Source organism: Streptosporangium sp. NPDC051023 (genome assembly GCF_040689595.1).
Classification (GTDB): domain Bacteria; phylum Actinomycetota; class Actinomycetes; order Streptosporangiales; family Streptosporangiaceae; genus Streptosporangium.
On record NZ_JBFBCE010000045.1, the window covers coordinates 22,911 to 48,769 of the forward strand.

Annotated in this window: 24 protein-coding genes; 11 read left to right on the forward strand and 13 right to left on the reverse strand. The window is 69.8% G+C overall.

Features of this window, described 5'->3' with window-relative positions; translation table 11 throughout:
- The first annotated feature begins 51 nt into the window (after nucleotides 1-51).
- Nucleotides 52-1,596, forward strand: a complete 1,545-nt coding sequence (locus tag AB0395_RS27205; protein ID WP_366285595.1) for a protein kinase — start codon at nucleotides 52-54, stop codon at nucleotides 1,594-1,596.
- Between the two features lie 98 nt (nucleotides 1,597-1,694).
- Here AB0395_RS27205 and fxlM read toward each other — a convergent pair whose 3' ends face one another.
- From fxlM to AB0395_RS27225, 4 genes are all read right to left on the reverse strand, one after another.
- Entirely contained in the window at nucleotides 1,695-2,900 is a 1,206-nt protein-coding gene (gene fxlM / locus AB0395_RS27210; RefSeq protein WP_366285439.1) for a methyltransferase, FxLD system, read from the reverse strand.
- Nucleotides 2,901-2,937: 37 nt separating this feature from the next.
- The gene (locus AB0395_RS27215) at nucleotides 2,938-4,119 is read right to left on the reverse strand and encodes a lanthionine synthetase C family protein (RefSeq protein WP_366285442.1); all 1,182 of its coding nucleotides are present in this window, start codon (nucleotides 4,117-4,119) and stop codon (nucleotides 2,938-2,940) included.
- The gene (locus AB0395_RS27220; RefSeq protein ID WP_366285444.1) at nucleotides 4,116-7,127 is read right to left on the reverse strand and encodes a lantibiotic dehydratase; all 3,012 of its coding nucleotides are present in this window, start codon (nucleotides 7,125-7,127) and stop codon (nucleotides 4,116-4,118) included. The genes AB0395_RS27215 and AB0395_RS27220 overlap by 4 nt, the downstream gene beginning before the upstream one ends.
- A gap of 82 nt (nucleotides 7,128-7,209) precedes the next feature.
- The gene (locus AB0395_RS27225) at nucleotides 7,210-7,374 is read right to left on the reverse strand and encodes an FxLD family lanthipeptide (protein WP_366285447.1); all 165 of its coding nucleotides are present in this window, start codon (nucleotides 7,372-7,374) and stop codon (nucleotides 7,210-7,212) included.
- A gap of 587 nt (nucleotides 7,375-7,961) precedes the next feature.
- Here AB0395_RS27225 and AB0395_RS27230 point away from each other — a divergent pair.
- Both AB0395_RS27230 and AB0395_RS27235 read left to right on the forward strand, forming a co-directional pair.
- On the forward strand, nucleotides 7,962-9,407 hold the full coding sequence (locus AB0395_RS27230; RefSeq protein WP_366285450.1) for a hypothetical protein: 1,446 nt from the start codon (nucleotides 7,962-7,964) through the stop codon (nucleotides 9,405-9,407).
- 81 nt (nucleotides 9,408-9,488) lie between these two features.
- On the forward strand, nucleotides 9,489-9,740 hold the full coding sequence (locus AB0395_RS27235) for a hypothetical protein (protein ID WP_366285453.1): 252 nt from the start codon (nucleotides 9,489-9,491) through the stop codon (nucleotides 9,738-9,740).
- 71 nt (nucleotides 9,741-9,811) lie between these two features.
- On the opposite strand, the gene AB0395_RS27240 is transcribed toward AB0395_RS27235, so the two are convergent.
- On the reverse strand, nucleotides 9,812-10,639 hold the full coding sequence (locus AB0395_RS27240) for an amidohydrolase family protein (RefSeq protein ID WP_366285455.1): 828 nt from the start codon (nucleotides 10,637-10,639) through the stop codon (nucleotides 9,812-9,814).
- Nucleotides 10,640-10,967: 328 nt separating this feature from the next.
- Here AB0395_RS27240 and AB0395_RS27245 point away from each other — a divergent pair, with 328 nt between their 5' ends.
- Nucleotides 10,968-11,936 (forward strand): NAD(P)/FAD-dependent oxidoreductase, encoded by a 969-nt coding sequence (locus tag AB0395_RS27245; protein ID WP_366285458.1) that lies wholly within the window; start codon nucleotides 10,968-10,970, stop codon nucleotides 11,934-11,936.
- An 18-nt stretch (nucleotides 11,937-11,954) separates the two neighbouring features.
- On the opposite strand, the gene AB0395_RS27250 is transcribed toward AB0395_RS27245, so the two are convergent.
- From AB0395_RS27250 to AB0395_RS27265, 4 genes are all read right to left on the reverse strand, one after another.
- Nucleotides 11,955-13,208, reverse strand: coding sequence for an MFS transporter (locus AB0395_RS27250; protein WP_366285461.1), 1,254 nt, complete (start codon nucleotides 13,206-13,208; stop codon nucleotides 11,955-11,957).
- Between the two features lie 304 nt (nucleotides 13,209-13,512).
- A complete protein-coding gene (locus AB0395_RS27255; protein WP_366285464.1) occupies nucleotides 13,513-13,806 on the reverse strand; it encodes a signal peptidase II in 294 nt (97 codons plus the stop codon).
- Nucleotides 13,807-14,051: 245 nt separating this feature from the next.
- Nucleotides 14,052-14,525 (reverse strand): MerR family transcriptional regulator, encoded by a 474-nt coding sequence (locus tag AB0395_RS27260; RefSeq protein WP_366285466.1) that lies wholly within the window; start codon nucleotides 14,523-14,525, stop codon nucleotides 14,052-14,054.
- A gap of 19 nt (nucleotides 14,526-14,544) precedes the next feature.
- Nucleotides 14,545-15,417, reverse strand: a complete 873-nt coding sequence (locus AB0395_RS27265; RefSeq protein WP_366285469.1) for an SDR family NAD(P)-dependent oxidoreductase — start codon at nucleotides 15,415-15,417, stop codon at nucleotides 14,545-14,547.
- Nucleotides 15,418-15,587: 170 nt separating this feature from the next.
- Here AB0395_RS27265 and AB0395_RS27270 point away from each other — a divergent pair, with 170 nt between their 5' ends.
- The 7 genes from AB0395_RS27270 to AB0395_RS27300 all read left to right on the forward strand — a co-directional run bounded on the left by AB0395_RS27270 (nucleotide 15,588) and on the right by AB0395_RS27300 (nucleotide 21,435).
- Nucleotides 15,588-16,223, forward strand: coding sequence for a TetR/AcrR family transcriptional regulator (locus AB0395_RS27270; RefSeq protein ID WP_366285472.1), 636 nt, complete (start codon nucleotides 15,588-15,590; stop codon nucleotides 16,221-16,223).
- Entirely contained in the window at nucleotides 16,220-17,338 is a 1,119-nt protein-coding gene (locus AB0395_RS27275; protein WP_366285475.1) for an acyltransferase family protein, read from the forward strand. Before AB0395_RS27270 ends, AB0395_RS27275 begins: the two co-directional genes overlap by 4 nt.
- Nucleotides 17,339-17,741: 403 nt before the next feature.
- A complete protein-coding gene (locus tag AB0395_RS27280; protein ID WP_366285478.1) occupies nucleotides 17,742-18,155 on the forward strand; it encodes a hypothetical protein in 414 nt (137 codons plus the stop codon).
- Nucleotides 18,155-18,472 (forward strand): hypothetical protein, encoded by a 318-nt coding sequence (locus AB0395_RS27285; protein WP_366285483.1) that lies wholly within the window; start codon nucleotides 18,155-18,157, stop codon nucleotides 18,470-18,472. The genes AB0395_RS27280 and AB0395_RS27285 overlap by 1 nt, the downstream gene beginning before the upstream one ends.
- A 189-nt stretch (nucleotides 18,473-18,661) precedes the next feature.
- Entirely contained in the window at nucleotides 18,662-19,180 is a 519-nt protein-coding gene (locus tag AB0395_RS27290) for a peptidoglycan recognition family protein (protein ID WP_366285486.1), read from the forward strand.
- A 392-nt stretch (nucleotides 19,181-19,572) separates the two neighbouring features.
- Nucleotides 19,573-20,331, forward strand: a complete 759-nt coding sequence (locus AB0395_RS27295) for an IclR family transcriptional regulator (RefSeq protein WP_366285489.1) — start codon at nucleotides 19,573-19,575, stop codon at nucleotides 20,329-20,331.
- A 120-nt stretch (nucleotides 20,332-20,451) separates the two neighbouring features.
- Nucleotides 20,452-21,435 (forward strand): SMP-30/gluconolactonase/LRE family protein, encoded by a 984-nt coding sequence (locus tag AB0395_RS27300; RefSeq protein WP_366285492.1) that lies wholly within the window; start codon nucleotides 20,452-20,454, stop codon nucleotides 21,433-21,435.
- Here the strand turns inward: AB0395_RS27300 and AB0395_RS27305 are convergent.
- The 4 genes from AB0395_RS27305 to AB0395_RS27320 are packed head-to-tail and all read right to left on the reverse strand — an operon-like array spanning nucleotide 21,425 to nucleotide 25,774.
- Nucleotides 21,425-22,240 (reverse strand): carbohydrate ABC transporter permease, encoded by an 816-nt coding sequence (locus tag AB0395_RS27305; protein WP_366285495.1) that lies wholly within the window; start codon nucleotides 22,238-22,240, stop codon nucleotides 21,425-21,427. The two genes, AB0395_RS27300 and AB0395_RS27305, sit on opposite strands and share 11 nt — an antisense overlap.
- On the reverse strand, nucleotides 22,240-23,199 hold the full coding sequence (locus tag AB0395_RS27310; RefSeq protein WP_366285498.1) for a sugar ABC transporter permease: 960 nt from the start codon (nucleotides 23,197-23,199) through the stop codon (nucleotides 22,240-22,242). The genes AB0395_RS27305 and AB0395_RS27310 overlap by 1 nt, the downstream gene beginning before the upstream one ends.
- A complete protein-coding gene (locus AB0395_RS27315) occupies nucleotides 23,196-24,488 on the reverse strand; it encodes an ABC transporter substrate-binding protein (protein WP_366285501.1) in 1,293 nt (430 codons plus the stop codon). The genes AB0395_RS27310 and AB0395_RS27315 overlap by 4 nt, the downstream gene beginning before the upstream one ends.
- Entirely contained in the window at nucleotides 24,485-25,774 is a 1,290-nt protein-coding gene (locus AB0395_RS27320; protein WP_366285504.1) for an alpha-glucosidase/alpha-galactosidase, read from the reverse strand. Before AB0395_RS27320 ends, AB0395_RS27315 begins: the two co-directional genes overlap by 4 nt.
- Between the last annotated feature and the right edge of the window lie 85 nt (nucleotides 25,775-25,859).

Below are 25,859 nucleotides of genomic sequence, written 5' to 3' on the forward strand. Positions count from 1 at the left end.
CCACCCTCGGCTCCCGAAACAGGAGATCCGCTGATCAGAAGCCGCTACCACCTGCTCTCCAGGCTCGGCGAAGGAGGGATGGGCACCGTCTGGCTGGCCGACGATGTGATGCTCGGGCGCCGCGTCGCACTCAAGGAGGTCGTGCTGGCGCCGTACGGGGAGGACCTGGCCGTACGCACGGAAAGGGCCCTGCGCGAGGCGCGCGCCGCGGCGAGCATCGAGCACCCCGGCATCGTCGACATCTACGACGTCTTCCTCGAGGACGGAAAGCCCTGGATCGTCATGGCCTACATCAGGGGCCGCTCGCTCCTGGAGCTGATCGGCACCGACGGCCTCGGCGAACGCGAGCTGGCCAGGATCGGCATGCGTGTGCTGGAGGCACTGAGCGCCGCGCACCGCGCCGGGGTCGTGCACCGTGACGTCAAGCCCGCCAACATCGTGATCGGCGAGGGCGGCCGGGTGTTCCTGGTGGACTTCGGCATCGCCCAGATCGACGGCCAGAGCAGCCTCACCACCAACAACGCCCTGACCGGAACACCGGAGTTCATGGCGCCGGAACGCATCAACGGCGAGGAGGCGGGGCCGCCCGCCGACCTGTGGTCCCTCGGGGTCACCTTCTTCCACGCGCTTGAGGGGTACTCCCCGTTCCGCCGCGGCAACGCCATCGCGACCATGAGGGCCGTCGTCGACGTGGATCTCCCGTCGTTCTCCCACCGGGGGCGGCTGTCCGAGGCGATCGTACGGCTGCTCGAGAGGGACCCCGCCCTGCGGATGGGCGCCGCCGAACTCACCCGCGTCCTGAGATCGATCGCCACCACCCCCGCCCGGCAACCGATCCCCCAGCCACCGCCACAACCCCCGCCACGGCTCCCCCAGCCGCCACCTCCGCCCAGAGACCACCGGCCATCGCCCCCTCCCACGGACCGTCAGCCGCCGCCTCCCCCCAGGGACCACCGCCCCCCGAACCGGCCGGTCGATCCACCGATCCCCCTCACCGTCGACCCGCAGGAGGCGGCACGGCGCATCGGCGCCATGGCGACGGAACCCGCCGCGAGATTCTTCTCGGCGCTGCCCCGGGACACCGCCCACCAAGTGCTGACCCTGCTGGAACCACAGGTCGCGGGAGAGATCCTGCTCGCGCTCCCCGAGAACAAAGCAGCAGCCGTCCTTACGGAACTCCAGGCCAGAGGCGCCGGCGGCATGCTGGAGCGGATGGCGGTCAGACCGTCGAAAGCCGCCTCGGTCCTGCAGATGATGTCCGCCGCCCGAGCGGGCCGCGCGGTGGACTACATGAGCCTCGACGAGGCGTCCGCGCTCGTGGGCGTGACACCGCCCGGCGAGGCGGCGAGAATCCTCGAACACGCCCACGTCCGCACCACCGCAGGCATCGTCGGTGCCCTCTCCGGAACCCCGGCCGCCGCGCGCCTGATCGAGGCCATGGCGGTACGGCGCGCATGCGACGTCCTCGGCTACATGTCCCCCGCGACCGCAGCCACGGTGCTGAAGGCACTCCCCGGCGACCACGCCAGACGACTGCTGAACGGCCTCGACCAAAGAACCCACGCCCACGTCCTGCGCCACCTGAAGCACTCCTGACCGGCTTCGCCACCGCCACCCCCGCCGCCCAGCGCGGACGGACCACTGACGGCAGTGGCGGTGCGCCGTGCACAGGGTGCACCGCCGCCGGTCCGCTGTCAGTAAGCGATGACCATCCGGACGTCGGGCTTGTCGATGACGTAGCCGTCGCGGGTCTGGTCGTCCGGCGTCCCGGCGGGGTAGAGCGTGATGGTGGGCCGGGCGTCCCGCGCCTTGTCCCAGACGCGGATTCGCTCACACAGGCGCTCCGCGAGGCGCTGGCCGGCGGTGCCGTGGCCGGTGGCGCCGAGCTCCCAGCGGGCGGGGTCTTCGGCCTCGCGGCGGGTCAGGGTCAGATAGGCGAGGGAGTCGCCCTCGGCCAAGGCGGGGCTGCGGGCGGGGATCGCGGGCCTGCACAGGCCACTGTCGACGGCGGCGCGGTCGGCGGCGATACGGCAGGTGGCCGGGTCGGTGGCGGTCAGCCGCAGCCAGACGCCGTCGAAGGACTCGTCGCCGCGGATCGTCACACCGGAGGCGACGGCGGTCTTCGGCCGCTCGAGGACGCCGCGCTGGGCGGCGGGGTCGATGTGCTGGTCGGCGTCGAAGTGCAGGGTGACCAGGCCGTCGGTGTCGAGGGCGGCGGTGCGTTCGCCGTTCTGGCCGAGCATGGGAACGAACCCGCACAGCTCGACCACGTCGGCCACCATTCGGTCGCCGAGACGGTCCAGGCCCAGGCAGCGGGCCTGGCCGCGCCAGCTGAGCGGTACCACCAGGCGGGTGCCGGGCTGCAGCTGGTCCCACCACGCGGCGGGGATGTCCCAGGCGCCGACGGTCACGATCATCCGGTCGGGGTGGCCGTGCTCGGGGGCGCCGAGGGCGCCGTCGCGGGTCAGCACGGTGACGGCGGTGTTGCCGGTGGCGTCGAGCATCGTGCGGGCGTGCGCGGTCACGTCCTGGTCGATGTCGATCGTGACAACCTGGCCGTCAGGGCCGACCAGGTGGGTCAGCAGGGCGGCGTTGTAGCCGGTGCCGGCGCCGATCTCCACGACGGTGTCGCCGGGTTCGGCCCGCAGCCACACCAACATGTCGGCGACCAGGGACGGCACCGAGGCGCAGCTGAGCGGCAGGCCACCGGCCGGGTTGGGCTTGATGGTGACGCTCTGGTCGGCGTATGCCTGCTCAAGGGTGACGTCGGGCACGAACGCGTGCCGGGGAACCGCCCGCAGGGCGTCCTCGACCACCGCGGTGAGGGGGTGGGTGGCGGCGATGGCGTCGACCATGCGGTCCCGCAACGTCTTCGGCGAGGCGGGAGTGGCGGTGCTCATCAGGGTGGTTGTCCTTCCGTGGCAGGGCGGGTCGCGGTCAGCCGACCAGAAGCAGGCAGGTGTCCCAACGAGCAGCAGGCGGAGTGGTCACAGAGGTGGTGTGCTGGGCGAGCCGGAGTCCTGTCGTGCCTTCGAGCAGCCCTGGGCGGTACAGCCGGCCACCGCCGTTCAGGTAACGGTCCATCAGGGCCCGCAGCCGGGGCAGCCGGCGGGTGAGGCGCTCGTCGCGGGCGTCGGCGGCGGCCCGCCAGGTGGTCAGCAAGAGCCCGGCCCAGCCGTGGCACAGCGTGGCATCGGTGAGGTCGAACAGCTGGGCCGGGTCGCTGACGCACCCGGCGAGGGCGTCCTCGGCGAGTTGCCGACGGTCGGCGTTGTCGAGGGCGAGGCCTGCGAGTTGCTGGGCGCGGGCCTGTCCAGGTGTGCCGTAGCACCAGGACGGCCGCTGCGGGCCGCGCTGGCGTACTGTTCCCGCCTGCCACTCGTCCAGAGAGAGCATGCCCGGCCACCACGCCCGAGTTCCGCTACCCTGGCGCCGCTGGTCCAGCCAGGTACAGATCCACTCGATCGTCCCGGCCTGGCCTGGCACACCGATGCCGTGTCTCATCGCGGTCGACAGTAGTGCCAGGGGGCCTGAGATGCCGTGGGCCAGGCCGAGGTTGGCGTGTCCGCCGGGCCAGTTCCGGCTGGGCAGGTCGGCCGGGCCGTTGGCACACCACCAGCCCGGCAGCGCCTGCCCGTGGACGATGATCGGGATGGTGAGGCGGACCAGGTAGGCCAGGATGTCCCGCAACAGGGCGCTCTCGCCATGGCGGGCCAGCTGGTAGGCGCCCAGGCCGGTCAGCCCGCTGACCAGGTCCCACTCCCGCATCTCGGAGAGCCGCCCGGCGTCGATGCGGGCGTGGGCACGCTCCAGGCGGACGCGGGTGATCCGGTCGACGTGCGGATCGAGCGCGGCCAGAGCCCGTGCGTAGGAGGAGTTCTGGGCCGCATTGAGAACGAACGCGACGGCCGGGGCCCCCCGGAACAGGCCGTCGTCGGGCAGCGCGGCGACCGGTCGCCGAGTCATCACCACCACCCGCTCGTGCGCGCTCGCCCAGGTGCCGATGCCGGAGCGGGCGTACTCGATGTGCTCCAGCGCTGGGCCCGGGGCTCCATCGGCCAGAGCCTGGCTCCAGCCCGGTTCGGGCTCGACCGTCAGCGGGTACCCGGCCGCTGTCACCGCTTGCCTCCGATCGCGGACTGGCGGGCGCGGGCGGCCTGCCGGGCCAGGTGGCGGCAAACCTTCTCACCATCCGGGTCGAGGCCGATGACCCGATTGTGGTGCATGTGCAGCAGCGACTCCAGAACGGCGTCCGCGTCGGCGGTGCCGGGCAGACTCCGCCGGTAGGTGGCCAGGGCCTCAGCCCGGTCCTGCCAAGCGGTGGCGATCTCGCTCGTCCAGCCCGGCAGATCGGTGTGTGAGCCGAAGCGGACCAGCGGGACAACCTGATCGGCGACGGCCCGGTCCGGCACGGCCGGTGTGACCGGCTGAGAGGCCAGCCAGTCCGCGGCGACGCCCGGTCCGAGGAAGGCTTCGGCGATGTGCACCATGTTCAGCGCGACCAGCGCGCCCGGGTGGATCACGGTCGGTGGCAGATTCCGCAGCTGGGTGACGGCCAGGCGAGAGTCCGCGGCGAAGACCGCTTCGGCGGCATCCAGCGCCCGGCCGGTCCCGTAGCGGCCACTCTCCGGGGTGTAGATGTCGAAGATCAGGCCACCCGCCAGGCCGCCGTCCCGTAGCTGCTGGGCCCACTGCCCGAGTGCCGCCACTGCCTCGCCGTGCCCGCCGTCTGGGGCGTGCAGCCGAAGGCGAAGGTGGTCGGTCTCGTTCGGGCTGCGGTAGCGGACAAACCAGTATGGCGGCTGGTCGAGACAGGCGAGGAGCCGGGGCATGTGGTCGGTGATGATCTCGGTGAACCGCTCCGGGTGGGAGGGGATCTTCGCGTTCAGCCAGCGGCCGGCCGCGACACCGGGCAGGGTGCCGTGGGAGCGGGTGTCGATCTTCGGTAGCGGCCCTGCCAGTGGCGACGGGGCTCCCGCTCCTGAGCGTGCGAGCGGGACGGCGATCTCGTGCGCGTGCCCGTCCAGCCAGCCGAAGTCCTCGGCGGCGCCGGTCTCGGTGAGGAACGCCTGTCCGGCGTGCTGGAGGTGGGCGGTGAGGATGGCCGCGTGGGCCGGTTCGTCCAAGGCGAGCCGTAAGGTGCGGTCGTCGTCGCGTAGTTCCACCATGTCGGGACAATGCCAGCGGCGCCGCCACCCCTGCAGATCCGGCAGGTCAGCGAGGGTGAGGAGCCAGCGAGCCGGGGCCAGGACGGTGCGGCCGTAGCGGACCCGGGGCAGGTAGGGCAGGGCACGAGCGTGCGGGCCCCAGTCGAAGCCGGTCCAGGATGGGGAGAAGGCTCGGGTGAGGTGGGCGAGGAACCGGGCGATTGGCGGGGTCTGCTTGTCCAAGGCCAGCGCGTGGAACACCTGCGGCTCCACGACGCGGCGCCGCGACATGCTGACCAGGTACAGGCGGTCGCGGGTCGCGGTGACCGCGAGGTCGTCCACCGCGATGATCTGCGCCCCCTCACTCGCGGGTCGATGCTCGCCGAGCGCGATGACGTGCGGCAGGTAGGCGGGGATGCGGGTGACGTTCTCGGAGTGTGCGAACAGCGGGGGGAAGGACAACTGCGTGGGCAAGGCCCCCTCGATGAGAGTGGGCATCTCCCGGTAGACCTCAGCGAGGTCAGCGCCCGTGGCGGCGACGGAGAAGCGCGAGGTCAAGGTTCCTGCCGCGCGTGCCGGGGCCACCATGAGGGTGTAGTCACCCGACCGCAGCGCGTCGAGGTTGACGGCGTGAACGCGGGTGGAGACCTCGACGTGCGGCGCGATGTACCGGGCGTCGAACCGCTGGTCCCCGGCCAAGGCGTCGATCGCCTCGTCGGTCAGGACGATCTCCCGGCTGCCGTCGGCGAGCGCCCGCCAGGCCAGCGCGAACAGCCGCTCGTCACGCTGGTTCGGTCCTCGGGAGGGCGGGGTCATCGTGCTACCGGGATACTCGGCCGGGTAGCCGAGCCCCGTGGCCGGGTCGAGGAGTTCGACCAACGGAACCAGCGCGCCGATGCTGTAGCGCTCCCAGAACGCCGCGTGGTAGTCCCGCCACACGGCGTCCCCAGTTGGCTGACGGGTCAGCCGCAGCAAGGCATCGGCGGATCGTTCCAGGTCCTCGAAGAGGCAGGCAGGCAGTCGGACGTCGCAGTCGAGGACCAGGTCCAGAGCCAGCGACGTACGTCCGGCCGTCGCAAGGTGCCGCATCCGGCCCCGGATCGCCTCGCGTTCACCCGCCAGATCGGTGCCCGGGTCGGCATGGTTGTGCCGATGCAGGTCGGCCCGGAGCGCGTCAAGGCTTCGGACGACCGGCGCGATGGCCGGAACGGTGTCGGCGTCGGCGTCGTGGAGCCGGTCGAGGAGGTGCGCGAGCGGGTCGGTGACAGTCAGCGGCGCGCGGAGACTGGCGATCAGGAAGCCCTGCCGAACGAGTTCGGTCAGCAGGCCGACGGCCTTGGCCCGGTCGGCGTTGGCGGTCAAGGCGAGCTTGTCGGCCAAGTCGGCAAAGCGCACTGGGGCGGCTGTGGCGTCCTGCACGAAGCGGATCACACCAGTGAACCGGATGCTCACCCGGTTCGGGCCGCCCTGGGGGATCTGGAGGCGACCGCCGCGCTGGGCGGCGAGGTTGTTGAACACCACATCGAGGCGGTCCAGCAGATCGTGATCGGCTTCCAGGCCGTCAGCGACAGAGGACAGCCACTCGGTGTCGACACGGGCGATAGGCCGGTGCCCGATGCCCCACCGCACTTGCGGGGCGGGGCCGATGGAGGCGGGAGCGACCCCGGCGAACAGACCGAACGGGGTGGGCCGTCCGGTGGCTCGCAGAAGGTAGCGAGCGGCGGCGACGACGGCCCGGCGGAGTTGCTTGGGCTTCACAGTCCGGCCGGCCGCGATGGCGTCGATACGCTCGGCCAGGCCGGTGCTGGCCTCCCGGATCGCATCGGCGAACCCCGCGTCGGCCCAGACCTCCTCCAGCCAGGCACGGCACGAGACCGCATCGGCCGGGTCCGGCCACCGGTCGGGAAGGCTGGTCAGCGGGGCGGCGGCGGCCCGCAGGAGGGCCGTACCGGAGTGCTGATAGAGCGAGCCGGCGTTCATCCATTTCTCCACTGTTGGGAACCGGAAGGCGGATGCCGGGGCCGGGGACACGAAGTCCCCGGCCCCGATGTGGTGTTCTGGATCAGACGGCGCTGGCGCAGGACGAGGCGCAGGTTGGGAGGCATCCGTCCGAGGTGCCGCACGCCTTCGGCATGCGGTCGCCGCCGGACTCGGTGATGACCATCACGTCCAGCTCGAACGGGTCAGGGTCCAGTGTGTCCATCGTGAGCGTGAAGGTGCCCGCCATGTCAGTACTCCTTCCATCGGTACAGGTTTGGTGCCACCTCCCCGATCTCGGGGAGGAGTTGAAGGGCATGGCCGATTCCCGACTCGGCCAACGCGAGGTGAGGAACAGGCCGACGGCTCGGTATCCGGCATCACGGCCACGGACTGGGACTGGGACTGGACCCGCTGATGGTTGACGAATAGGCCGAGCAGCCCGAGCGCTGCAGGGGGACCGGACACCTCCAGCGTTTTCAGCGCGGCCTCGACCGGGTCGCCGCTCTCCCTGAACCGCATCGGCGCATCCACGGCCCGGTCCGCGCGCCGTGCGTCGGGAAACACCGGTTGAAAGTCCGTGCCGCGCAGATTCATACCGCTCTCCCTTTTTGAGGCCTGCTTGTCTCCGGCAACCGGGGCAGCCGCGGGAACTACGCCGTCGGCATGCCCACGCCCGCCGGGAGACGCTCAGCATCCGCGTGCTCCCACGGTCCCGCCTCATCTGTGGGGCATCAATGCCGGGTGGCCTGGCACATTGCCAAGGCGGCAATGTGCCAGGCCATCACCGAGCGTTACGCTGAGCCCGCATCGTTCCCGCCGTAGGAGTGACACGCTGTGGTCGCTATCAGCCGGGCACAACGGGCCGCCCTGGCCCGCCAGGCCCGCGACATCCGCCAGGCAGGCGAGCACCAGGGCATGGATGCGCGACAGGTGGCCGAGGCCATCGTCCGGCAGCTGCCGGACATCCTTCCGCTGGAAGCCTGGCGGCTGGCGCGCGGCTGGTCCCGGCCGCGAGCGGTGGCTGAACTCCTGGACCTGTATGAGGCCGATGGGCGGCCTGCGCCGGCGGTCAACACCGCGATGCTCTGCCGGTGGGAACACGGCGTCGTGGCCATGTCCGCGGACTACGAGCACATGCTGTGCCGCCTTTACCACATGAGGCCGCACCAACTACGCCCCGGCACCGCAACGACCCCGGCATTGGCCGAAACGCCCCAGCCTCACAAATCCATTACACAGAGTCACGGTATGGTTACATTGCACAGTAGAGGCCATGACGACGAGGGGACCGATCCGATGCGGCGTCGCACACTGCTCACGGCGGCCGGGTTGAGCGTCCCGCTATCGCTCCTCCGGCGTTTCGACGACGCCCTGGCGCTGCCCCCGCTACCGGATCGTTCCGCCGAACCAGCGCAGATCGCCCAGCGGCTGCGGGCAGCGCGCCGCCAGTTCGACGTCAGCGAGGTGACCGGCCTGATGGCCATCCTGCCCGGCCTGCTCGCCTCGGCGCAGAAGGCGGCCGAGCAAACGGACACTTCTGAGGGATGGGCGATGGTCTCGGCGGGCTACGCCCTGGCCACCGACACCCTCAACAAGGTCGGCAACAAACCCTCCGCCCGAATCACAGCGGACCGGGCGATGCTGTATGCCGAGCGGTCCGAAGACGCGGTGGCCAAGGCCGCCTCGGCGCGGGCACTGGGCATGATGCTGCGCACCCAAGGGCGCCCCGACCTCGCCACCGGCGTAATGACCAGGGGCATCGACCAACTGACGGCAACCGGGCTGCGCACAACGGCCCAAGCCGCCATGTGCCTGCGGCTGCTGTGCGCCAGGGCGTACACCTACGCCTGGGCCGGAGACCAGCCACGCGCCCTGGAGGGGATCGCCGAGGCCGAGCATGCCGCCGCCCGGGTACCGGCGATGAAACCGGCCGCCCTGCCGTTCGCCGCGCTGTACCGCGTCGATATTCACTACGCCCTCGGCGACGCCGGAACGGCACTGCACACCGCCCGGGACCTGCGGACCGACATGTATCCGACGCCTGAGCGGCGCGGGCGATTCCACACCGATCTCGCCCGCGCCTGGTGGCAGCAAGGCAAGCCCGAGCAGACTACGGCAGAGCTGCTGACGGCATACCAGCACGCACCGGCAGAGGTACGCGACCGGCCATCGATCCGGCAGATCGCTGTCAACCTGGTGGAACGTCACCCGCGAGTCGCTGGCGTGCGCCAGCTCACCAAGGCGATCAACCGCTCTCAGACCATGCCCGTCACCGTCTGAGGCAGACGAGGGCGCCTTCGGCCCAAAGGTCATCAACGTGCCAGACCACGAAGGGCTTCCCGAAACCCTGCCGCCCTGCGGATGGGCGCCGCCGAACTCACCCGCGTCCGCACCACCGCAGGCATCGTCGGCGCCCTCTCCGAAACCCCGGCCGCCACGCGCCTGATCGAGGCCATGGCGGTACGGCGCGCATGCGACGTCCTCGGCTACATGCCACCCGCGGCCGCCGCCACATCACTGAGGGCACTGCCCGGCGACCATTCCCGGCGCCTGCTGAACGGCCTCGACCAAAGAACCCACGCCCACGTCCTGCGCCACCTGAAGGGCTCGTGACCGACTTCGAGGCCCTCCTCACCGGCCTCCCCGACAGCTGACGCGGCGTGATGCGAGATCGCGGGAGTCTGTCAGGCGGGCAGGCGATAGCGATGTCGGGCGTTGGCCGCGAAGAGCTTGTGCCGGTCCTCCCCGCCGAGGGACGCGGTGATCTCGCGGTAGGCGCCGATGAGGTCGGCGTAGGTTCCGGCCACGCTGTCCACCGGGAAGTTGCTGCCGAAGAAGCAACGGTCGACGCCGAACAGTTCCAGACAGGCCTCGACCCAGGGACGGAGACGGTCAGGGTCGGTGGTTCCCAGCGCCATCCCGAACCCCGAGATCTTGCAGTGGACATTGCCGAACGCGGCGAGAGGTGCCACTGCCTCACGCCACCGGCGGAACTGCTCCGGCTCCTCGCCTTCCGGCCATCCCGCGTGTTCCAGGACGAAAGTCGTACCAGGCGACGCGTCGACGGCGGGCAGATAGGAGGCGATACCGGCCGGACGGGTGATGATCTCGAAGATCCAGTCGTTCTCACCGAGGAGACGGAAGAGCTTCAGAGCCGTGTCCGCCGCGGGGTCGAGACCGGCGAAAACCCGGACGCCCCGGAAAGCCGGGCTCCGGGCCTGGGCCAGCAGGTTCTTCTCGATCACGTCGAACGAGGCCGCCGGGTCGATCGTGCCGATGACAGCGGAGGGGAACCCCGTTTCGCGGCGCAACCGGTCAAGCCATCGCGCCTCGTCCAGGACGGACTGCGGTGAGGACACCGCCGAGACATGCACATGCCCGGCGCTCGGTGGGAAGTCTCCGGGCAAGATGTCCCGGTAGATGGGCCGGGCCCGGAGCGCCGGATACCAGTCGTTGACACTGGGCTGCCAATAGTGGACGTGCGCGTCCACGAATTCGAAATCGTCTGTCACCCGCCCAATCTAAGAGCCGCGAAGGGCGCCCTTGATCGGATACTCCCCGTTCCGCTCCGGGTGGAACACCCCCTGCGGCCCTCGCCCCCTCTCCGCGCTCCGCGCGGCCCTTGCTCGGACGGCGTTCCCCAGGAGGCTCCCCCCTTCGCCCCCCGGATGTGAGAGGCCTACCGGCCCCTCACGCTCCCCGGCCACTGACCGGTTTCTCACCAAAACGGTGAGCGCGGGTGCGATCCCGCCGACCATGTTCTCATTTGCCACTTCGGCAAAGAAGTTTGCCGTATATGGGAGGGCGGGCGCACCATCTCAGAAAACGGAGGGACTGCGCATGAGCGAGCAAACAGAGCGGGCATATGACGTCGTGGTGATCGGGGGCGGTGCCGCCGGGTTGAGCGGGGCGCTGACGCTGGGACGGGCGCGGCGTTCGGTGCTGGTGGTCGACTCAGGGCGACCGCGCAACGCCCCGGCCGAGGGGGTGCACACCTACCTGGGGCGGGAGGGCACATCGCCCGCCGAGCTGCTGGCCATCGGCCGTGAGGAGGTGCGTGGCTACGGCGGCGCGTTCCTTGAGGGCACCGTCGTCGCGGCCGAGCGCCATGACGCCGGGGGTTTCCGTGTCGTCCTCGCCGACGGCGGCACGGTCCGCGCCGAGCGGCTGCTGGTGACCACCGGCCTGGTCGACGAGCTGCCCGAGGTGCCCGGCGTGGCCGAGCTGTGGGGCAGGGACGTGCTGCACTGCCCGTACTGCCACGGCTGGGAGGTCCGCGACCGGGCGATCGGCGTGCTGGGGACGGGGCCGTTGGCGGTGCACCAGGCCCTGCTCTGGCGGCAGTGGAGTGAGAGGATCACCCTTTTCCTGAACTCCGCGCCCGAGCCGGACGAGGAGGAGTACGAGCGGCTCGCCGCCCGTGACATCACCGTGGTGCGTGGTGAGGTGGTCGCCCTGGACACGACGGACGACCGGCTCTCCGGTGTGCGCCTGGCCGACGGCACGACGGTTCCCTGCCAGGCCCTGGCCGTCGCGTCGCGTCTCACCGCCCGCGCGGGCTTCCTCGCCTCGCTGGGCCTTGAGCCGTCCGACCACGAGATGGGCGGGCACGTGATCGGCAGCCGTATCGCCGCTGACGCGATGGGCGCGACCGCCGTCCCCGGGGTGTGGGTGGCGGGCAACGTCGCCAATCCGATCGATCAGGTCGTCGCCGCCGCGGCCTCGGGAACGCGTGCCGCGGCGGCCGTCAACGCCGACCTGATCGCCGAGGAGACCCGGCAGGCCGTCACCGCCCGCCGTAAGCCATGAGCCATGAGCCGTGAAGAGTCACCCGGAGGCGCGCAGGGATGCTTCCGGCAGGGCGTCGGGCGCGCGGGGGCTTGGCTCGCGGCCCCAGAGGCCGACCAGCGCGAAGGCCAGGCAGGCGACCCCGAGGAAGATCCAGGCTGTCGTGTAGCCCCCGGGAGGGACGATCAGCCCGAACGCCCAGGGGAGGACGAACCCGCCGGCCGCCACGATCGTCAGCATGAGGCCGACGGCCGTGCCGATGTTCTCCGGGCTGACCGACCTGTCCTCCCCCGGGATCGTCTGCCAGACGGCGAAGCAGCCGTTGAACGCGAACCCGACGAGGAACGCGGGCAGCCAGAACCAGCTCTCACCGGCGACGGGGATGAGCAGCAGGCCCACCCCCTCCAGGGTGAGCAGACCGAGAATGAGCGGGCGCCGCATGCCGACCCGGTCGGAGAGCCAGCCCATGACGATGCTGCCGGGAATGCCGGCCAGGCCGATCATCAGCGCGGCCGTTCCCGCGGAGGCGAAGTGCCGCTCGTCGGCGCCGTACCCTCCGACGAGCTGGGAGGCGGCGAAGTATGCGCCGTAGCCGCCCACGAAGGCGACGCCGTACACCCACAGCAGCCGGTTGCCCAGGGTCTGCCTGACCGCCTCGCGGGTGACGCGCACGCCGGTGAGGCGGCCCATGCCCGACGGCACGCGGTAGACGAGTCCCATGACGAGCCCCATGACGACGCACAGCGCCCCGCCGACGACCAGGGCCCGCCGCCAGCCGAGCCCCGCGGTGACGTCCGCCCAGGTGTAGAGCCCCAGGGCGGCCCCCAGGCTGAAGGTGGCCGAGGCGATGCCGAGGGCGAAGGCGTGCATGCGCCCGGAGAACCACACGCTCAGGGCGGCGATGCCGATGCCCGCGTACAGCGAGGCGCCGACGCCGCAGAGGACGCGCAGGATCACAAGCTGGGTGTAGTCGCCCGCGAGGCCGGACAGCGCCGCGGTGACCCCCTCGAGGACCAGGCCTGCGACGAGCGTCGCGCGCAGGCCGATACGGGTGGCCAGGAAGCCCGCCGGGATGTGGAAGATGCCGTAACCGGCGACGAACACGGAGATGAGCAGCGCGATCTGCGGAATCTCGATGTGGAACTCCGCGCTCATCTGCCCGAAGGCGGGGGCGGGGTCGAACCAGTTGAGGGTCATCACCACGAAGCCGAGCGACACGACGGTGAGCATGGCCCAGCGCCGGATGCCGGATGTCGGCGGGCGGAGGGTGGGGGAGTCGCTGAAGCTCGACATGGATACCCCTTGGGTCCGAAAACGACGGTCCGCAGGCGGAGGCCTGTCACCGGATCATCACAGAGTCACGTATTTCATCTTTCCTTCGGATTTCACGTCATTAGTAGTGCCGACCAGTGGCCTTCCGGCTCCATCTTTACTGGAATTCATCCTCCGCATTGCCAAAACCGGGACGAATCCACTCAGAGAACATGACCCCTGTGCTGACCTGCGGCTATGCCACTTCAGAAACCGGACAGAATTGACGTTCTGTCCGGTCAGCCCCCTACTTTGCCCATGGTCGTAGCTTCGGGAGGCCTGGCCCTCAGGGACGCTCGTCGACGGGTTCTGCCCTGAGGGGGATCCCACGCAGAGTGAGCAGTACGAGCAGAACACCGCTCGCGGTGAGCGCGATATCGGCGACATTGCCGACGAAGAGGCCGCCGTAGTCGATGAAGTCGATGACATGCCCTCGGCCGAATCCGGGAGAGCGTAGGAGGCGATCGAGCAGATGGGTCGCGGCACCGCCCAGTAGCGCGCCCAGCACGCAGGCCCAGGCGGCCGAGCGCAGCCGTCGCGCCGCGTACAGGATGCCGGCCACCGTGACGGCGGCCGCCACGGCGAACACTCGATGCCGGCGAACGCCTTGCGGAGCAGGTCGACATCGGACAGGTGTGCGCTTCAACGAGCGTGTACGGGTCGGCGGTCACCCCGGATCGTTTCATGAGGGCGTTTCACCTGTCCCGTCGTTGCAACAACCCATGAAACGCGATCGCAGCAGGTCGGCGCCGTCGGCGCTGGTTGTTTCACAGGCGAACACCTATGAAACACGCTCACATCAGCCCGTTGGACAGCGGGCGGGCGTCAGCCTTCCGGGTGTCCGTCGTAGACGCGGATTTTGTACTCGGTGGTCTCCAGCGCCAGGCCGAGCTCACGGATCTGCCGCGTGATTCGGTCTTGCTGGTCGAGCATGATGCGGCGGCGTTCCGGGATGGTGCTCGGGCCCTGCTCGACGAGCAGGATGTAGCGCTTGAGGTCGGTCATGGTCATGCCGGACAGGCGCATCCGAGCGAGGAAGACGAGGCGGCGCAGGTCGAACGCGGAGTACTCGCGGTACCCGGAGGCGTTGCGAGCGGGCCGCACGAGTCCCTCCTGCTCGTAGTACCGGAGGGTGTGCGTCGACAGGCCGACAAGCCGGGCGGCCTCGGCGACACTCTTGGGCGTCGCCGAGGCCTCGATCGTGGCGTCGTCGAGCAGCTCGTGCAGCGCATCGATCGCCGACGAGGATGGCCCGTCGCTGGCAGCGAGGATGCGTTCGATCAGCGCTTCAGTGGCCATGGCCCACAGCGTACGGCGATCAGAACGCGCGCACCGCGGGCGGCATGCCTGGGAAGTCTGCCGACTCGCTCACAGACGCCCATTTCTCGACGTCGTCGAGCGCACCACGGTAGACGCGGGTGAGATTGCGAACCGCCTCGGCACCGAGCGGGAGCCGGAGCGGCGCGTCGGGGGTGTCGAGCATGTCGCGGATCACCTGGGCGGCGCGTGCCGGGTCGCCCTCCTGGATGCCGTCGGCCGCGGCCATGTTCGCGCGCACGGCACCGACGGCCTCGTCGTAGATCGAGCTCTGCCGCGCTGTGTTGAGCACGTCGGCGGCGTTGAACGCGGTGCGGAAGCGACTGGGCTCGACGATGAGGACGCGGATGCCGAACGGTGCGACCTCGCCCGCGAGCGCCTCCGACCAGCCCTCCAGCGCGAACTTGCCGGCTGAGTAGCTGCCGACGGCGGGGAACGACATCCGCCCGCCCTGGCTGCTCATCTGCACGATCGCACCCGAGCGACGCTCCCGCAGGTGGGGCAGCACGGCACGCACATAGGCGGCGGGGCCGAACAGGTGCTGCTCGAGCATGGCCCGCAGCGCGGCATCCGTGATCTCTTCGGCGGTGCCGACCTGTCCGGCACCGGCATTGTTGACGAGCACGTCGACGCGCCCGAACACCTCCAGCGCCCGCTGCACGACCGCGGCCGCTCCCGCCGTGTCGCGCACATCGTGCTCGATGGCGAGGAGCCGATCCCCGTACCGCGCCTTGAGCCCGTCGAACCGGTCGGCCCGTCGCGCGGTCCCGATCACATGCTCGCCGGCCGCGAGTGCCGCCTCGGCGAGCGCCAGGCCGAGGCCCGAACTCGCGCCCGTGATGATCCATGTCTTCGTCTCGTTCGTCGTGGTCATGGCCCCGACGCTAAAGCTTCGAGCGCGCTTGAAAGCAAGCCGCGCTCAGGCTCGGGAGGCGACAAGCGGTCCGGCCCGCTTGATCCACTGCGCGACGATCTCGGTCTCGGCGCGGTGCACGCCGGGGAGCGCGCCTCGCCCTCTCTGGCCGATCGTGCTATTTTTTGGCCATGCGGCCAGAAAATGAGTCAGTCGACCAGAGAGCGAAGTCGTTCATCGAGAGGGCCCGCCGGGCGCAGATCATCGCCTCGGCCATCGAGGTGATCGCCGAACAAGGGTTCGCCAACGCGTCGCTGGCCCGGATCGCCAAGCACGCGGGCATCAGCAAGGGCGTCATCTCCTACCACTTCACCGGCAAGGACGAACTGATGGAGGAGGTGGTCGACCAGGTCTACGCCGACATCCTGCACTACGTCCTGGACAGGATGGAGGGGCACGAGAGCGCGACCGCGCTGCTCAGGACCCAGATCACCGCCGTCGCCCAGCACATGCACGAGCACCGCTCCCAGGTCAAGGCCCTGGGAGAGATCTTCTACAACCTGCGTCTCCCCGACGGCAGCCCCCGCTACGGGGTCGCCGCGAGCGAGGAACTGTTCCAGTCACTGGAGCACATCTATCGCCTCGGCCAGGAGACCGGCGAGTTCCGGCGGTTCGACCTCCGCGTCATGGCCGTCAGCCACGCGGCGGCCGTTGACAACATGTTCGCCTACTGGTCCACCCATCCCGACCATGACCTCGACGCGCACGCCCGCGAGCTGGCGGACCTCTTCGAGCACGCCGCCCGCGCTGAGGAGCCCCGTTCATGACTGTCAGAACCGCCACGACACGACTGCTCTACGTCGACAACCTGCGGGTCGCGCTGACCGCGCTCGTGGTGCTGCACCACGTCGCCGTCACCTACGGCAACATCCCCCTGTGGTTCTACACCGAGCCGGCCAAGGACCCCTCGGGCCTGGCGCTCGATCTCCTGGTCGGCCTCGACCAGGCCTTCTTCATGGGTCTGTTCTTCCTCATCTCCGGGTTCTTCACCCCCGGCGCCCACGACAGGAAGGGAGCGGGTCCTTTTCTCAAGGACCGCCTGGTGCGTCTCGGCGTCCCACTGCTCGCCTTCCTCCTGCTGCTGCGCCCGCTGGTGAACTTCGGGTTCTACTCCTCGGTCGAGGAGCAGGTCGGCGTGACGGATCTGCCGTACTGGCTGTTCTACCTGCTCTCCTGGGACCCGGGCCCGATGTGGTTCGTCGAGGTGCTGCTGGTGTTCACCGCGCTCTACGTCGTCCTGCGCCGCTTCACCACCCCCGCGACCGGTCAAGCCACCCCCGTCGCGCGGCCCGCCCCCGCGCCGCCCGGCGTGCGGCAGATCGCCGCCTTCGCGCTCGGGCTGACCGTGGTCACGTTCCTGTGGCGGCTGGCCGTGCCGGTCGGCGCCTACTGGCAGTTCGTCGGCCTGCCCTCCCCCGCCTACCTGCCGCAGTACGCGAGCCTGTTCGCGGTCGGCGTGCTCGCCTATCGGGGGCAGTGGCTCGACGCGCTCTCACCGAAGGCGCGACGTCCGAGCTTCGTGATCTCCGGTGTCGCGACCGCGGTGCTGCTGCCGGTCACGACGATCACCGACGGCGCCCTGCGGACGCTGGTCTCCGCCGCGTGGGAGTCGGTGTTCGCCGTCACCGTCGTCATCGGGCTGCTGTCGCTCTTCCGCGGGCGCTTCGACCGGCAGGGCAGACGCGGCCGGTTCCTGTCCGAGCACGCCTACACGGTCTATGTCGTCCACCCGCTGGTGCTGGTCGGGCTCGGCTACGCCTTCCGCCCGCTCGACGCGCCCGCCATCGTGAAGTTCGCGGTGGTCGCCGTTTTCGCGCTCCCGCTGTGCTGGGGCCTGGCCTATGCCGTACGTTCCCTGCCGGGGGCCAGGAAGGTGCTTTGAGCGGGGCGCGGGGCACGCGCATTCCCTGCGGGACGAGCCCTGGGGGCGCCGGTTCTGCCCGCTCGACCGGGACGGCAAGGCGGTGAACGTCGTCAGCCACCGGTGACCGGTGTATAGCCGAACAGCCACTGGACTCTTACCGGAAGTTCAAAGATCGGCCCATTCTCTGTACTTTCCGTATTACATTAATCACGCTCTGTACAGGAGACGTGTATGGCACGCCCACGGAGAGGAACAGCGATGCCGATCAGCACACCCGCGAGGCCGCTCCCGGACCGGCGCTGATGAAAGCCGCCCCTTACCCAGACGCCTCCGCGTCCGCGCCGATCGGCCCGCGGGCGGCCGGGGCCACCCCCCACCTCCGCCCGGAGCGGCACTCACGAAACCCGGGGGCGTCACCGACATGATGCGCCAGTGCGTCCAGCGAATCGACCGGCTTGTCGGCTTCCGCGGGTCGGTGCTGCTGTTCCTGGCGCTGTGGAGCAGCGCCCAGGCGGTCCGGCTCGCCTGGGCCGACCCCGTGATCCTCAGCACGCCCACATACGTCTACCTGGCCAGTGTCGGACCGCTCTGGGTCATGGCGACCCCCTGGGCCATCTGCGCGATCATGTGCGCCGTCCAGGCGTTCACCGTGACCGACTGGTCGGCGTTCGCCCTCACCGCGGGGGTGCTGGTCGCCTGGGCCGTGATCTATCTGATCGGCGGTATCAGGGGGGCGGTCCCGCAGGCGTACTGGGCATGCGTCGTGCAGATCGCCGTCGCCGGGCTCATCCTGCGCCTTTCGCGCTGGCCCGAGCCGTCGGAGCGGAGGCGGTAATGGATCCCGGGGTCATCGTCGGCGCCGCGGGCGCGGCCGCGGGGCTGCTGTCGACCGTCTACACCGCACGGCAGGCCAGGAAGGCCGCGCAGGACCAGGAGGCCGCGGCGGAGCGGGCGGCGCTTCGCCAGGTCGAGCAGGGCGCCTACCAGCGGGCGAGCGCGTTCGACGTCGACACCCAGATCCGCATGCAGGGCGAGATCGCCCGTCAGGCGGAGCAGATCCTCACGCTACAGCGGCAGGTCGCCCGGCTGACGCGGCAACTCACCCACGTCGGCCTGGTCCCCGATATCACCGAGGAGGACGAGCATGCCTGACCCGTGCGCCCGCGGACCGGCCCACGGCGGCATGGCGCCATGGCGGCACGGCGGTGACACGACGATCGTCACCGGCGGCACCACGCACCCGCCTCCGCCCCGATCCCGCCCGGCCTGATTCCACCCTGACGTCCCATGGCACGGCTGCCATGTTCCTGTCCGTCGCAGACACGAGCTCAGGAGATGCCCATGACCATGCTCAACCGGCGAGACTGGGGAGCCCGCGCCCCCCGTGGCGCCTACACCACGCTCACCCGCACTCGGGGCGTCAAGGTCCACTACACCGGCGACCACGTGGATCCCGGACTCGTCAACGATCACGCCAGGTGCGTGGCCGTGATCAAGGGGATCCAGAACTACCACATGGACAACAACGGCTGGATCGACATCGGCTACTCGATGATGGTCTGCCCGCATCGCACGGTCTTCCAGGGCCGCGGCCCCGGACATCTGCCCGCCGCGAACGGCGCCGGGCTCAACTCCGACCACTACGCCGTCCTCGGCCTGGTGGGCACCTCGGGACTGACCCGCCCACCGAACGACATGCTGCTGGGCGTCCTCGACGCGATCGACTACCTGCGCGAGCACGGCGGCGCGGGCCAGGAGATCAAGGGGCACCGCGACGGCTACAGCACGGACTGTCCCGGCGAGCCGCTGTACGCCTGGGTGAGGGCAGGAGCGCCCCGCCCCCCTTCGGGCACCCGCTGAACCGGACGGCGCCCCGGAGCCCCGGAGCCCCGGTTCCCCGGACCGGCGACCTCACGGACGGGCTCTCGCGTGCCGGATACCGGCATCCAGCGCCCTCATTCCATCCCTCCCCGGCCTCGCTTTTCGGATCCGTTCCCCGCACCGTGACCCGATCCGTGCCTTCACCTCGACATCGAAACGGACCGCGCGCCGACCTCATCCGGTGCGGGACCGGTAACAGGCCAGGTAACGCCATGACGCCTCGGAGAGACGGACTGTAGATAGGCTTACGCGTTCACACTCACGCCGCGTCCGGAGACGTCGGTGGCTCTTCCCGGTTTCTCGCCCATCGAGTGGTGACAGTTCCGCATAACGCTATAGCATTCCATTATTCGGAATATACGAGGAGAATCATGGGTGAGGTCCAGTCCCCGGTGGGAAGCGTCGATCGCGCCCTGCTGATCCTGCAGGAGATCGGCAGGCACAGCAGGGGGGCGACTCTTGACGAGTTGGCCACCCGGCTCGGGCTGCCGAAAAGCTCGCTCCACCGCCTGCTCGGCGCACTGAAGCATCGCGGATTCGCCGCACAGCCGGAACCCAGCGGGCCGTACTTCCTCGGTACCGAGATGCTCGCGACGGCCTTCAGGTTCTACGAGACCATGGACCTGCGCACCCTCGTCCACCCCCTTCTGGCGCGGCTGGGCGAGGAGTTCTCCGAGACCGTGCACATGGCCATGCTGGACGGGGCCGAGGTGGTCTACCTGGACAAGGTGGAGGCCGTGCGCTCGATCACGATGACCTCCGTGATCGGCGGGCGCAACGCCGCGCACTGCACGGGCGTCGGCAAGGCGCTGCTGGCCTGGACCTACCCCACCGACGAGGCGGTCAGGGCGTGGGCGGAGAGGTACGGCCCGCTCACCTCCAGGACACGCAACACGATCACGAGCCCGGCCAAGCTGGCCACGCACCTGACCCAGATCAGGGAGCGCGGCTACGCGCTCGACCTGGAGGAGAACGAGCCGGGCGTGCGGTGCGTCGCGGCGCCCGTCTTCATGGGGAAGTCGGCCCCCGTCGCCGCGGTGAGCGTGACGGCCCTCAAGGACCGCATGCCGCAGGCCAGGATGGAGCAGTTCGGCCACGTGCTGCTGCAGGCCATCGCCGACCAGGTCTGACCCTTGACAGCGCGATCCCGGCGATGATCTGCTGACTTTGGTTCGGAATAGCATTCTGTAGTACGGAATAGGACAGCGCATGAACGCCGGTACGACGCACGCCTCTTTCGCGGACCTGTCATGACCACGGTCTCGGAACCCCGGATCGTTCCCGTGCCCCGGGCGCAGCTGGGCGAGGGCCCCCGCTGGGACGAGCGCACGGGAACCCTCCTGTGGGTCGACATCCCGGCGGGCAGAGTGCACCGCCTCGACCCCGCCGACGACTCACACGACACGATCGACGTGGGCATGCCGGTGGGGGTCGCGGTCCCCAGGGCGCGGGGAGGGCTGGCGCTCGCCGTCAGGGACGGCTTCGCCGTACTCCCGGAGAGTGCGTGGACGGCGTCCTCTACCGGTTCAGCCGGGGGCGATGCCGTACGGGAGCCCGCAGCCGCGCGGGAGCCCTCGGGGAATGGCCCCGTACCGGGGGGCGGCCTCGGCCTGGAGCTGATCGCGCCGGTGACGGCGGCCGAGCGTCCGGGAAACCGGATGAACGACGGCGCCTGCGACCGCGCGGGCAGGTTCTTCGCGGGCACGAAGGCGGAGGACGACACCCCGGGGGCGGGCGCGCTCTACCGGCTCGGCCAGGACGGCCACTGCGAGCGGGTGCTCACGGACGTCACGATCTCCAACGGCATCGCCTGGAGCCCGGACGAGCGGCTGCTGTACTACGTGGACACGCCGACGGGCCGGGTGGACGTCTTCGACTACGACCCCGCCCAGGGGCTGCTCGGCAACCGCCGGGTGTTCGCCGAGATCCTGCGGGGGCTGCCCGACGGGATCACGGTCGACACGCTCGGCCACGTGTGGGTCGCGCTGTGGGGCGGCGGAGCGGTCCTGCGCCTGCGTCCCGGCGGAGGCCTCGACCTGACCGTCGAGATCCCCGCGACCAACGTGACGAGCTGCGCGTTCGGCGGGCCCGACCTCGACGTGCTGTACGTGACCACCGCCTGGGACGGGGCGACGGGCGGCGAGCTGCTGCGCTGCCGGACCTCTGTCACCGGGCTGCCCGCCAACCCCTACCGGGAGCACTCCTTGAGCTCCCGCCCTCCTGTCAGCCCTTGACCGCGCCGGTCAGCGCCTGAACGAATCGGCGCTGGCCGAAGAGGAAAACGGCGAGCACGGGAAGCGTCGTGAGCACCGTGCCCGCCATGATGGCGGGCCAGTCGGCGCGATGCTGGCCCTGGAAGGTGGTCAGCCCGACCTGGACCGTGTAGTTCGCCTCCGAGCTGATCGCCACCAGTGGCCAGAACAGGTCGTTCCAGGCCGTGATGAAGGTGATGACCGCCAGGGCGGCGAGGGCCGGCTTGGCCACCGGCAGGACGACCCTGAAGAACACCGCGAACCTGGAGCATCCGTCGATCCGCGCCGCCTCCTCCAGTTCCTTGGGGAAGGACTGGAAGAACGCGGTCATCAGGTAGATGCCCACCGCCGAGCTGAGCTGCGGCACGATGAGCGCGCCCAGCGTGTCGGTCAGGCCGACCTTGTTGAAGATCAGGAAAGTCGGGATCACCGTGAGCTGGAACGGGATCAGCGCGGTGGCGATCACCAGGACCAGGACGATCCTGGACCCGACGAACCTGATCCTGGCGAAGGCGTAGCCCGCCATGCTGCACAGCACGAGCTGGGCCAGCACGATCGCGCCGGAGACGATCACGCTGTTGAGGAACCAGCGGGGGAAGTCGGAACCCTGCAGGACCGTGCGGTAGCCGCCCAGGTCGATGCCCTCCGGCCAGACCGCGGGCGGGAACCGGTTCAGCTCACCCTGGGTCATGACCGAGCTGAGGACCATCCAGACGAACGGCAGCACGGTCACCGCCGACATCGGCGCGAGCAGCAGGTGCCAGCCGCTGGGCAGACGGCGTCTCATCACATGACCCCCTTCTTGCGTGCGATCAGCAGGCCGATGACGATCAGCAGCAGGGTGCCGAGGAACAGGACGTACGCCACGGCCGCGCCGTACCCGGCGGTAAAGAAGCTGAAGGCGAGCTGCCAGACGTAGTAGACGATCGTCACCGTCGCGTTGGCCGGGCCGCCCTTCGTGGTGGTCACGATCAGGTCGAAGAACTGCAGCGCGTCGATCAGCCCCCAGACCGCGAGGAAGATCGTCATCGATCGCACCGAGGGCACGATGACGTGCCGGAACGTGGCCCATCTGCCCGCGCCGTCGATGGAGGCGGCCTCAAGGACCTCCTTGCTGATCTCCTGGATCGCGGCCAGGTAGATCACGACGGAGAACCCGAAGCGGGTCCAGAAGAAGATCAGGGTCAGCACGAACATCGCCTGCGACGGGCTGCTCAGCAGGCCCTGGACCGGCAGCCCGAGCTTGACGAACAGCCCGTTCATCAGCCCGAAGTCGCGATCGAAGATGTAGCCCATGAGCAGGCCCGCCGAGGTCGCCGAGGCGATGTAGGGCACCAGGAAGCAGGCCCGGTAGAACCCGATGCCGCGCACCTTCCTGTTCAGCAGCACCGCGATGAGCAGTCCCGCGACCAGCGAGGCCGGAATGTAGATCACCACGAGCAGCGCGGTGTTCCTGAGCGCCTGGAAGAAGACCGGGTCCTGGATCAGCGCCCGGTAGTTGTCGAGCCCGACGTTGCGTCCGGGGGACATCAGGTCGGAGTCGGTGAAGGAGAGCATGAGCGCCCACGCCATGGGGATCAGCGAGAAGCCGAGGATGATCAGCGTCGCCGGGCCCGCGAAGGACCATCCGGTGACGTTGTCGGCCAGCTTCCTGCGATCGGGCTGCTTTCCCGGTTTTCCCGATTTTCCCGGTTTTCCGGGAGCGGCGGTCTCGGCGCGGCTCAGCGCCGGTGCGGTGCTGCTCATGATCCCGGTACGGCGAGCGCCGCGTCCGACTTGGCGGCGGCCTCGTCCAGCGCCGCCTTGGCGTCGGACTTGCCGAGCAGGGTCTGCGCGATGGCGTCGGCCACGAAGGAGGAGACCCGTGGATACTTGGTCGTCGCCGGCCTGACCCGCTTGGCGTTCGCGAGGTTGGCCGAGATGACCTCGATGCCCGGATACTTCTTCAGGTAGTCCTGGTAGCCGGGCAGCTTGGTGATCGACTCACGGATCGGCAGCGATCCGGTGGCCGTCATCCACTCCAGCTCCTGCTCGGCCGAGGTCAGCCAGCTCAGGAACGTGGTCGCGGCCTTGACGCGCCGCTCGTCGTGCTTGAACACCACCCAGTTGTCCGGCCCGGAGACCGTCTCGTGGTTGCCGTTCGTGCCGGGCAGTTGCGCGACGCCGTAGTCGACCTTCGCCGACTGCAGGTCGGAGAGCACCCACGGACCGGACAGGAAGAAGCCGAGCCGTCCCGACTCGAACAGCTTCTGGCCCTTCTCGGCGGGGCTGGAGTCCAGGTAGACCGACTTGTCGTCGACCGCCATGGCGCGCAGCAGTTCGAGCGACTGCTGTCCCGCCGGGGAGTTGAAGACGGCCTTCTTCTGGTCGGGCGCGAGGATGTCGCCGCCCGCCTGCCAGAGCATCGGCCACAGCCCCCAGACGGCCTCCTCACCACCGCTGATCGGCCAGGTGGTGCCGAAGACGCCGTCGGCGGCGTTGGTCGCCTGTTTCGCCTTGGCCCTGAAGTCGGCCCAGGTCCAGTCGGGCTTCGGCGGCTCGACCCCGGCCTTGGCCAGGAGCTTCTTGTTGTAGAGGACCACCATGTTGTCGACCACCGCGGGAAAGCCGATGACCTTCCCCTGCACGGTGACCGCCTCGCGCTCGTTGGCCCAGAAGTCCGACCAGCCCGCCTCCGGGGTCTTCACGTACTCGGAGAGGTCGGCCACCTTCGGGTTGCGTGCGACGTTGGGCGCCCAGGAGCCGTAGAGGTAGGCGATGTCGGGGTAGGCGTCCGAGGTGAGCGCGGCGGTGATCTTGGGGAGCATGCCGTCCGCGGTCGCCCCGCCGGACTCGACGCGCACCCTGACGTCCTTGTGCGTCTCGTTGAACCGGGTGACGAGCTTCTCGATCGCCTTGGCGGAGTTGTCCTCCTGGCCGTGCCAGACGGTGATCTCCACCGGTCCCTGCGCCTGCTGCCCGGAGGCCGAGCAGCCGGACGCGGCCAGTGTCAAGACCGCCGCGGCGGCCGTGGTGGCGGTGAGAGCGCGTCTCATCGGACCCCCTCGGGAAGCAGGTCGCCGTGGGCGGCGATCATCTCGTCCACGAGATCGTGGATCTGCTGGAGCGTGAGCGTGGCCGAGGCGTTCGGGTCGAGCATGGCCGCGTGGTAGACGTGGTCGCGGCGCCCCTCAAGAGCCGCCCGCACGGTCAGCTCGCCCACGTTCAGGAAGGTCGTGTTCAGCGCGGCGAGCTGGGGCGGCAGCTCGCCGATCGCGGTCGGCTGCATCCCGGACCTGTCGACCAGGCAGGGCACCTCGACGCAGGCGTCCTGCGGCAGGTTGGCGATCAGGCCGCCGTTGCGCACGTTGCCGTGCACCACCCTGCGGGTTCCCGTCTCGATGGAGTGGATGACCTCGGAGGCCAGCTCCATCGCGGGCTCGATCTCGACACCCTCCCCCGCCGCCAGCCGTCGCTTCGTCTCCTCGTAGGTGTCGAGGTTCTCCTCAAGCCAGGTCAGGTAGATCTCGACGGGGATGCGGAAATGCTCCACCTGGTCGTCGTGGTGCAGGAACCAGGGGAGATACTCGGAGCCGTGCTCACTCGACTCGGTGGGGAAGTGGCCGAAACGGCGATACATCTCCACTCTGACGGTCCTGCGCAGCTCGGGATCCCGCGCGATGACCTCGTCGAGCGCCGGATACAGGTCGCGGCCCCGGTGCTCGAACCTCAGCACGAACGCCTGGTGGTTGGCGCCCGCCGTGACGAACGAGACCTCCTCCTCGGGCACGCCGACGAGCGAGGCGAGCCGGGCCTGCGTGTCGCGCACCGAGTGGCACAGCCCGACGACCCGCTTGAACGGAGTGCCCTGGTAGACGGCTCTGGGGATCATCGCCATCGGGTTGGTGTAGTTGAGCAGCAGCGCGTGCGGGGCCAGCTCGGCCAGGTCATTGCCGAGGCCGACCATCACCGGGATGGTGCGCAGCGCCCGGAAGATCCCGCCGATGCCGAGAGTGTCGGCGATCGTCTGGCGCAGGCCGTAGCGGCGCGGGATCTCGAAGTCGACACGCGTCGCGGCATAACCGCCGACCGCTATCTCGTTGATGACGTAGTCGGCGCCGTCGACGGCGGCCCGGCGGTCGAGGTGGGCCTCGACCTTGGCGCCGAGCCCCAGCTTGGCGACCATCCAGGTGGCCATGGCCTCCGCGGTCGCGAGCCGCTCGGCATTGATGTCATGAAGAACCAGGGTGGAATCCCCCAGTTCCGGAAATGTCAGGATGTCAGAGAGGACGTTCTTGGTGAACTCGACGCTGCCCGCGCCGACGAACACGATGCGTGCCATGGGACTTTTCCTTCCACAGAGCACGGCGGCCTTAACCGCTGCGTGCGGTGAGTATAGCGACTGTCCGCGATACGGACCAGCATTC

Coding starts and splice junctions, on each gene's coding strand:
- AB0395_RS27235 (WP_366285453.1), top strand. CDS start 9,489: ATGGGCGCCGCCGAACTCACCCGCGTCCGCACCACCGCAGGCATCGTC.
- AB0395_RS27265 (WP_366285469.1), bottom strand. CDS start 15,417: ATGACCACGACGAACGAGACGAAGACATGGATCATCACGGGCGCGAGT.
- AB0395_RS27270 (WP_366285472.1), top strand. CDS start 15,588: ATGCGGCCAGAAAATGAGTCAGTCGACCAGAGAGCGAAGTCGTTCATC.
- AB0395_RS27285 (WP_366285483.1), top strand. CDS start 18,155: ATGGATCCCGGGGTCATCGTCGGCGCCGCGGGCGCGGCCGCGGGGCTG.
- fxlM (WP_366285439.1), bottom strand. CDS start 2,900: ATGAGCACCGCCACTCCCGCCTCGCCGAAGACGTTGCGGGACCGCATG.
- AB0395_RS27310 (WP_366285498.1), bottom strand. CDS start 23,199: ATGAGCAGCACCGCACCGGCGCTGAGCCGCGCCGAGACCGCCGCTCCC.
- AB0395_RS27315 (WP_366285501.1), bottom strand. CDS start 24,488: ATGAGACGCGCTCTCACCGCCACCACGGCCGCCGCGGCGGTCTTGACA.
- AB0395_RS27250 (WP_366285461.1), bottom strand. CDS start 13,208: ATGTCGAGCTTCAGCGACTCCCCCACCCTCCGCCCGCCGACATCCGGC.
- AB0395_RS27260 (WP_366285466.1), bottom strand. CDS start 14,525: ATGGCCACTGAAGCGCTGATCGAACGCATCCTCGCTGCCAGCGACGGG.
- AB0395_RS27280 (WP_366285478.1), top strand. CDS start 17,742: ATGATGCGCCAGTGCGTCCAGCGAATCGACCGGCTTGTCGGCTTCCGC.
- AB0395_RS27290 (WP_366285486.1), top strand. CDS start 18,662: ATGACCATGCTCAACCGGCGAGACTGGGGAGCCCGCGCCCCCCGTGGC.
- AB0395_RS27320 (WP_366285504.1), bottom strand. CDS start 25,774: ATGGCACGCATCGTGTTCGTCGGCGCGGGCAGCGTCGAGTTCACCAAG.
- AB0395_RS27220 (WP_366285444.1), bottom strand. CDS start 7,127: ATGAACGCCGGCTCGCTCTATCAGCACTCCGGTACGGCCCTCCTGCGG.
- AB0395_RS27305 (WP_366285495.1), bottom strand. CDS start 22,240: ATGAGACGCCGTCTGCCCAGCGGCTGGCACCTGCTGCTCGCGCCGATG.
- AB0395_RS27275 (WP_366285475.1), top strand. CDS start 16,220: ATGACTGTCAGAACCGCCACGACACGACTGCTCTACGTCGACAACCTG.
- AB0395_RS27245 (WP_366285458.1), top strand. CDS start 10,968: ATGAGCGAGCAAACAGAGCGGGCATATGACGTCGTGGTGATCGGGGGC.
- AB0395_RS27295 (WP_366285489.1), top strand. CDS start 19,573: ATGGGTGAGGTCCAGTCCCCGGTGGGAAGCGTCGATCGCGCCCTGCTG.
- AB0395_RS27225 (WP_366285447.1), bottom strand. CDS start 7,374: ATGGCGGGCACCTTCACGCTCACGATGGACACACTGGACCCTGACCCG.
- AB0395_RS27300 (WP_366285492.1), top strand. CDS start 20,452: ATGACCACGGTCTCGGAACCCCGGATCGTTCCCGTGCCCCGGGCGCAG.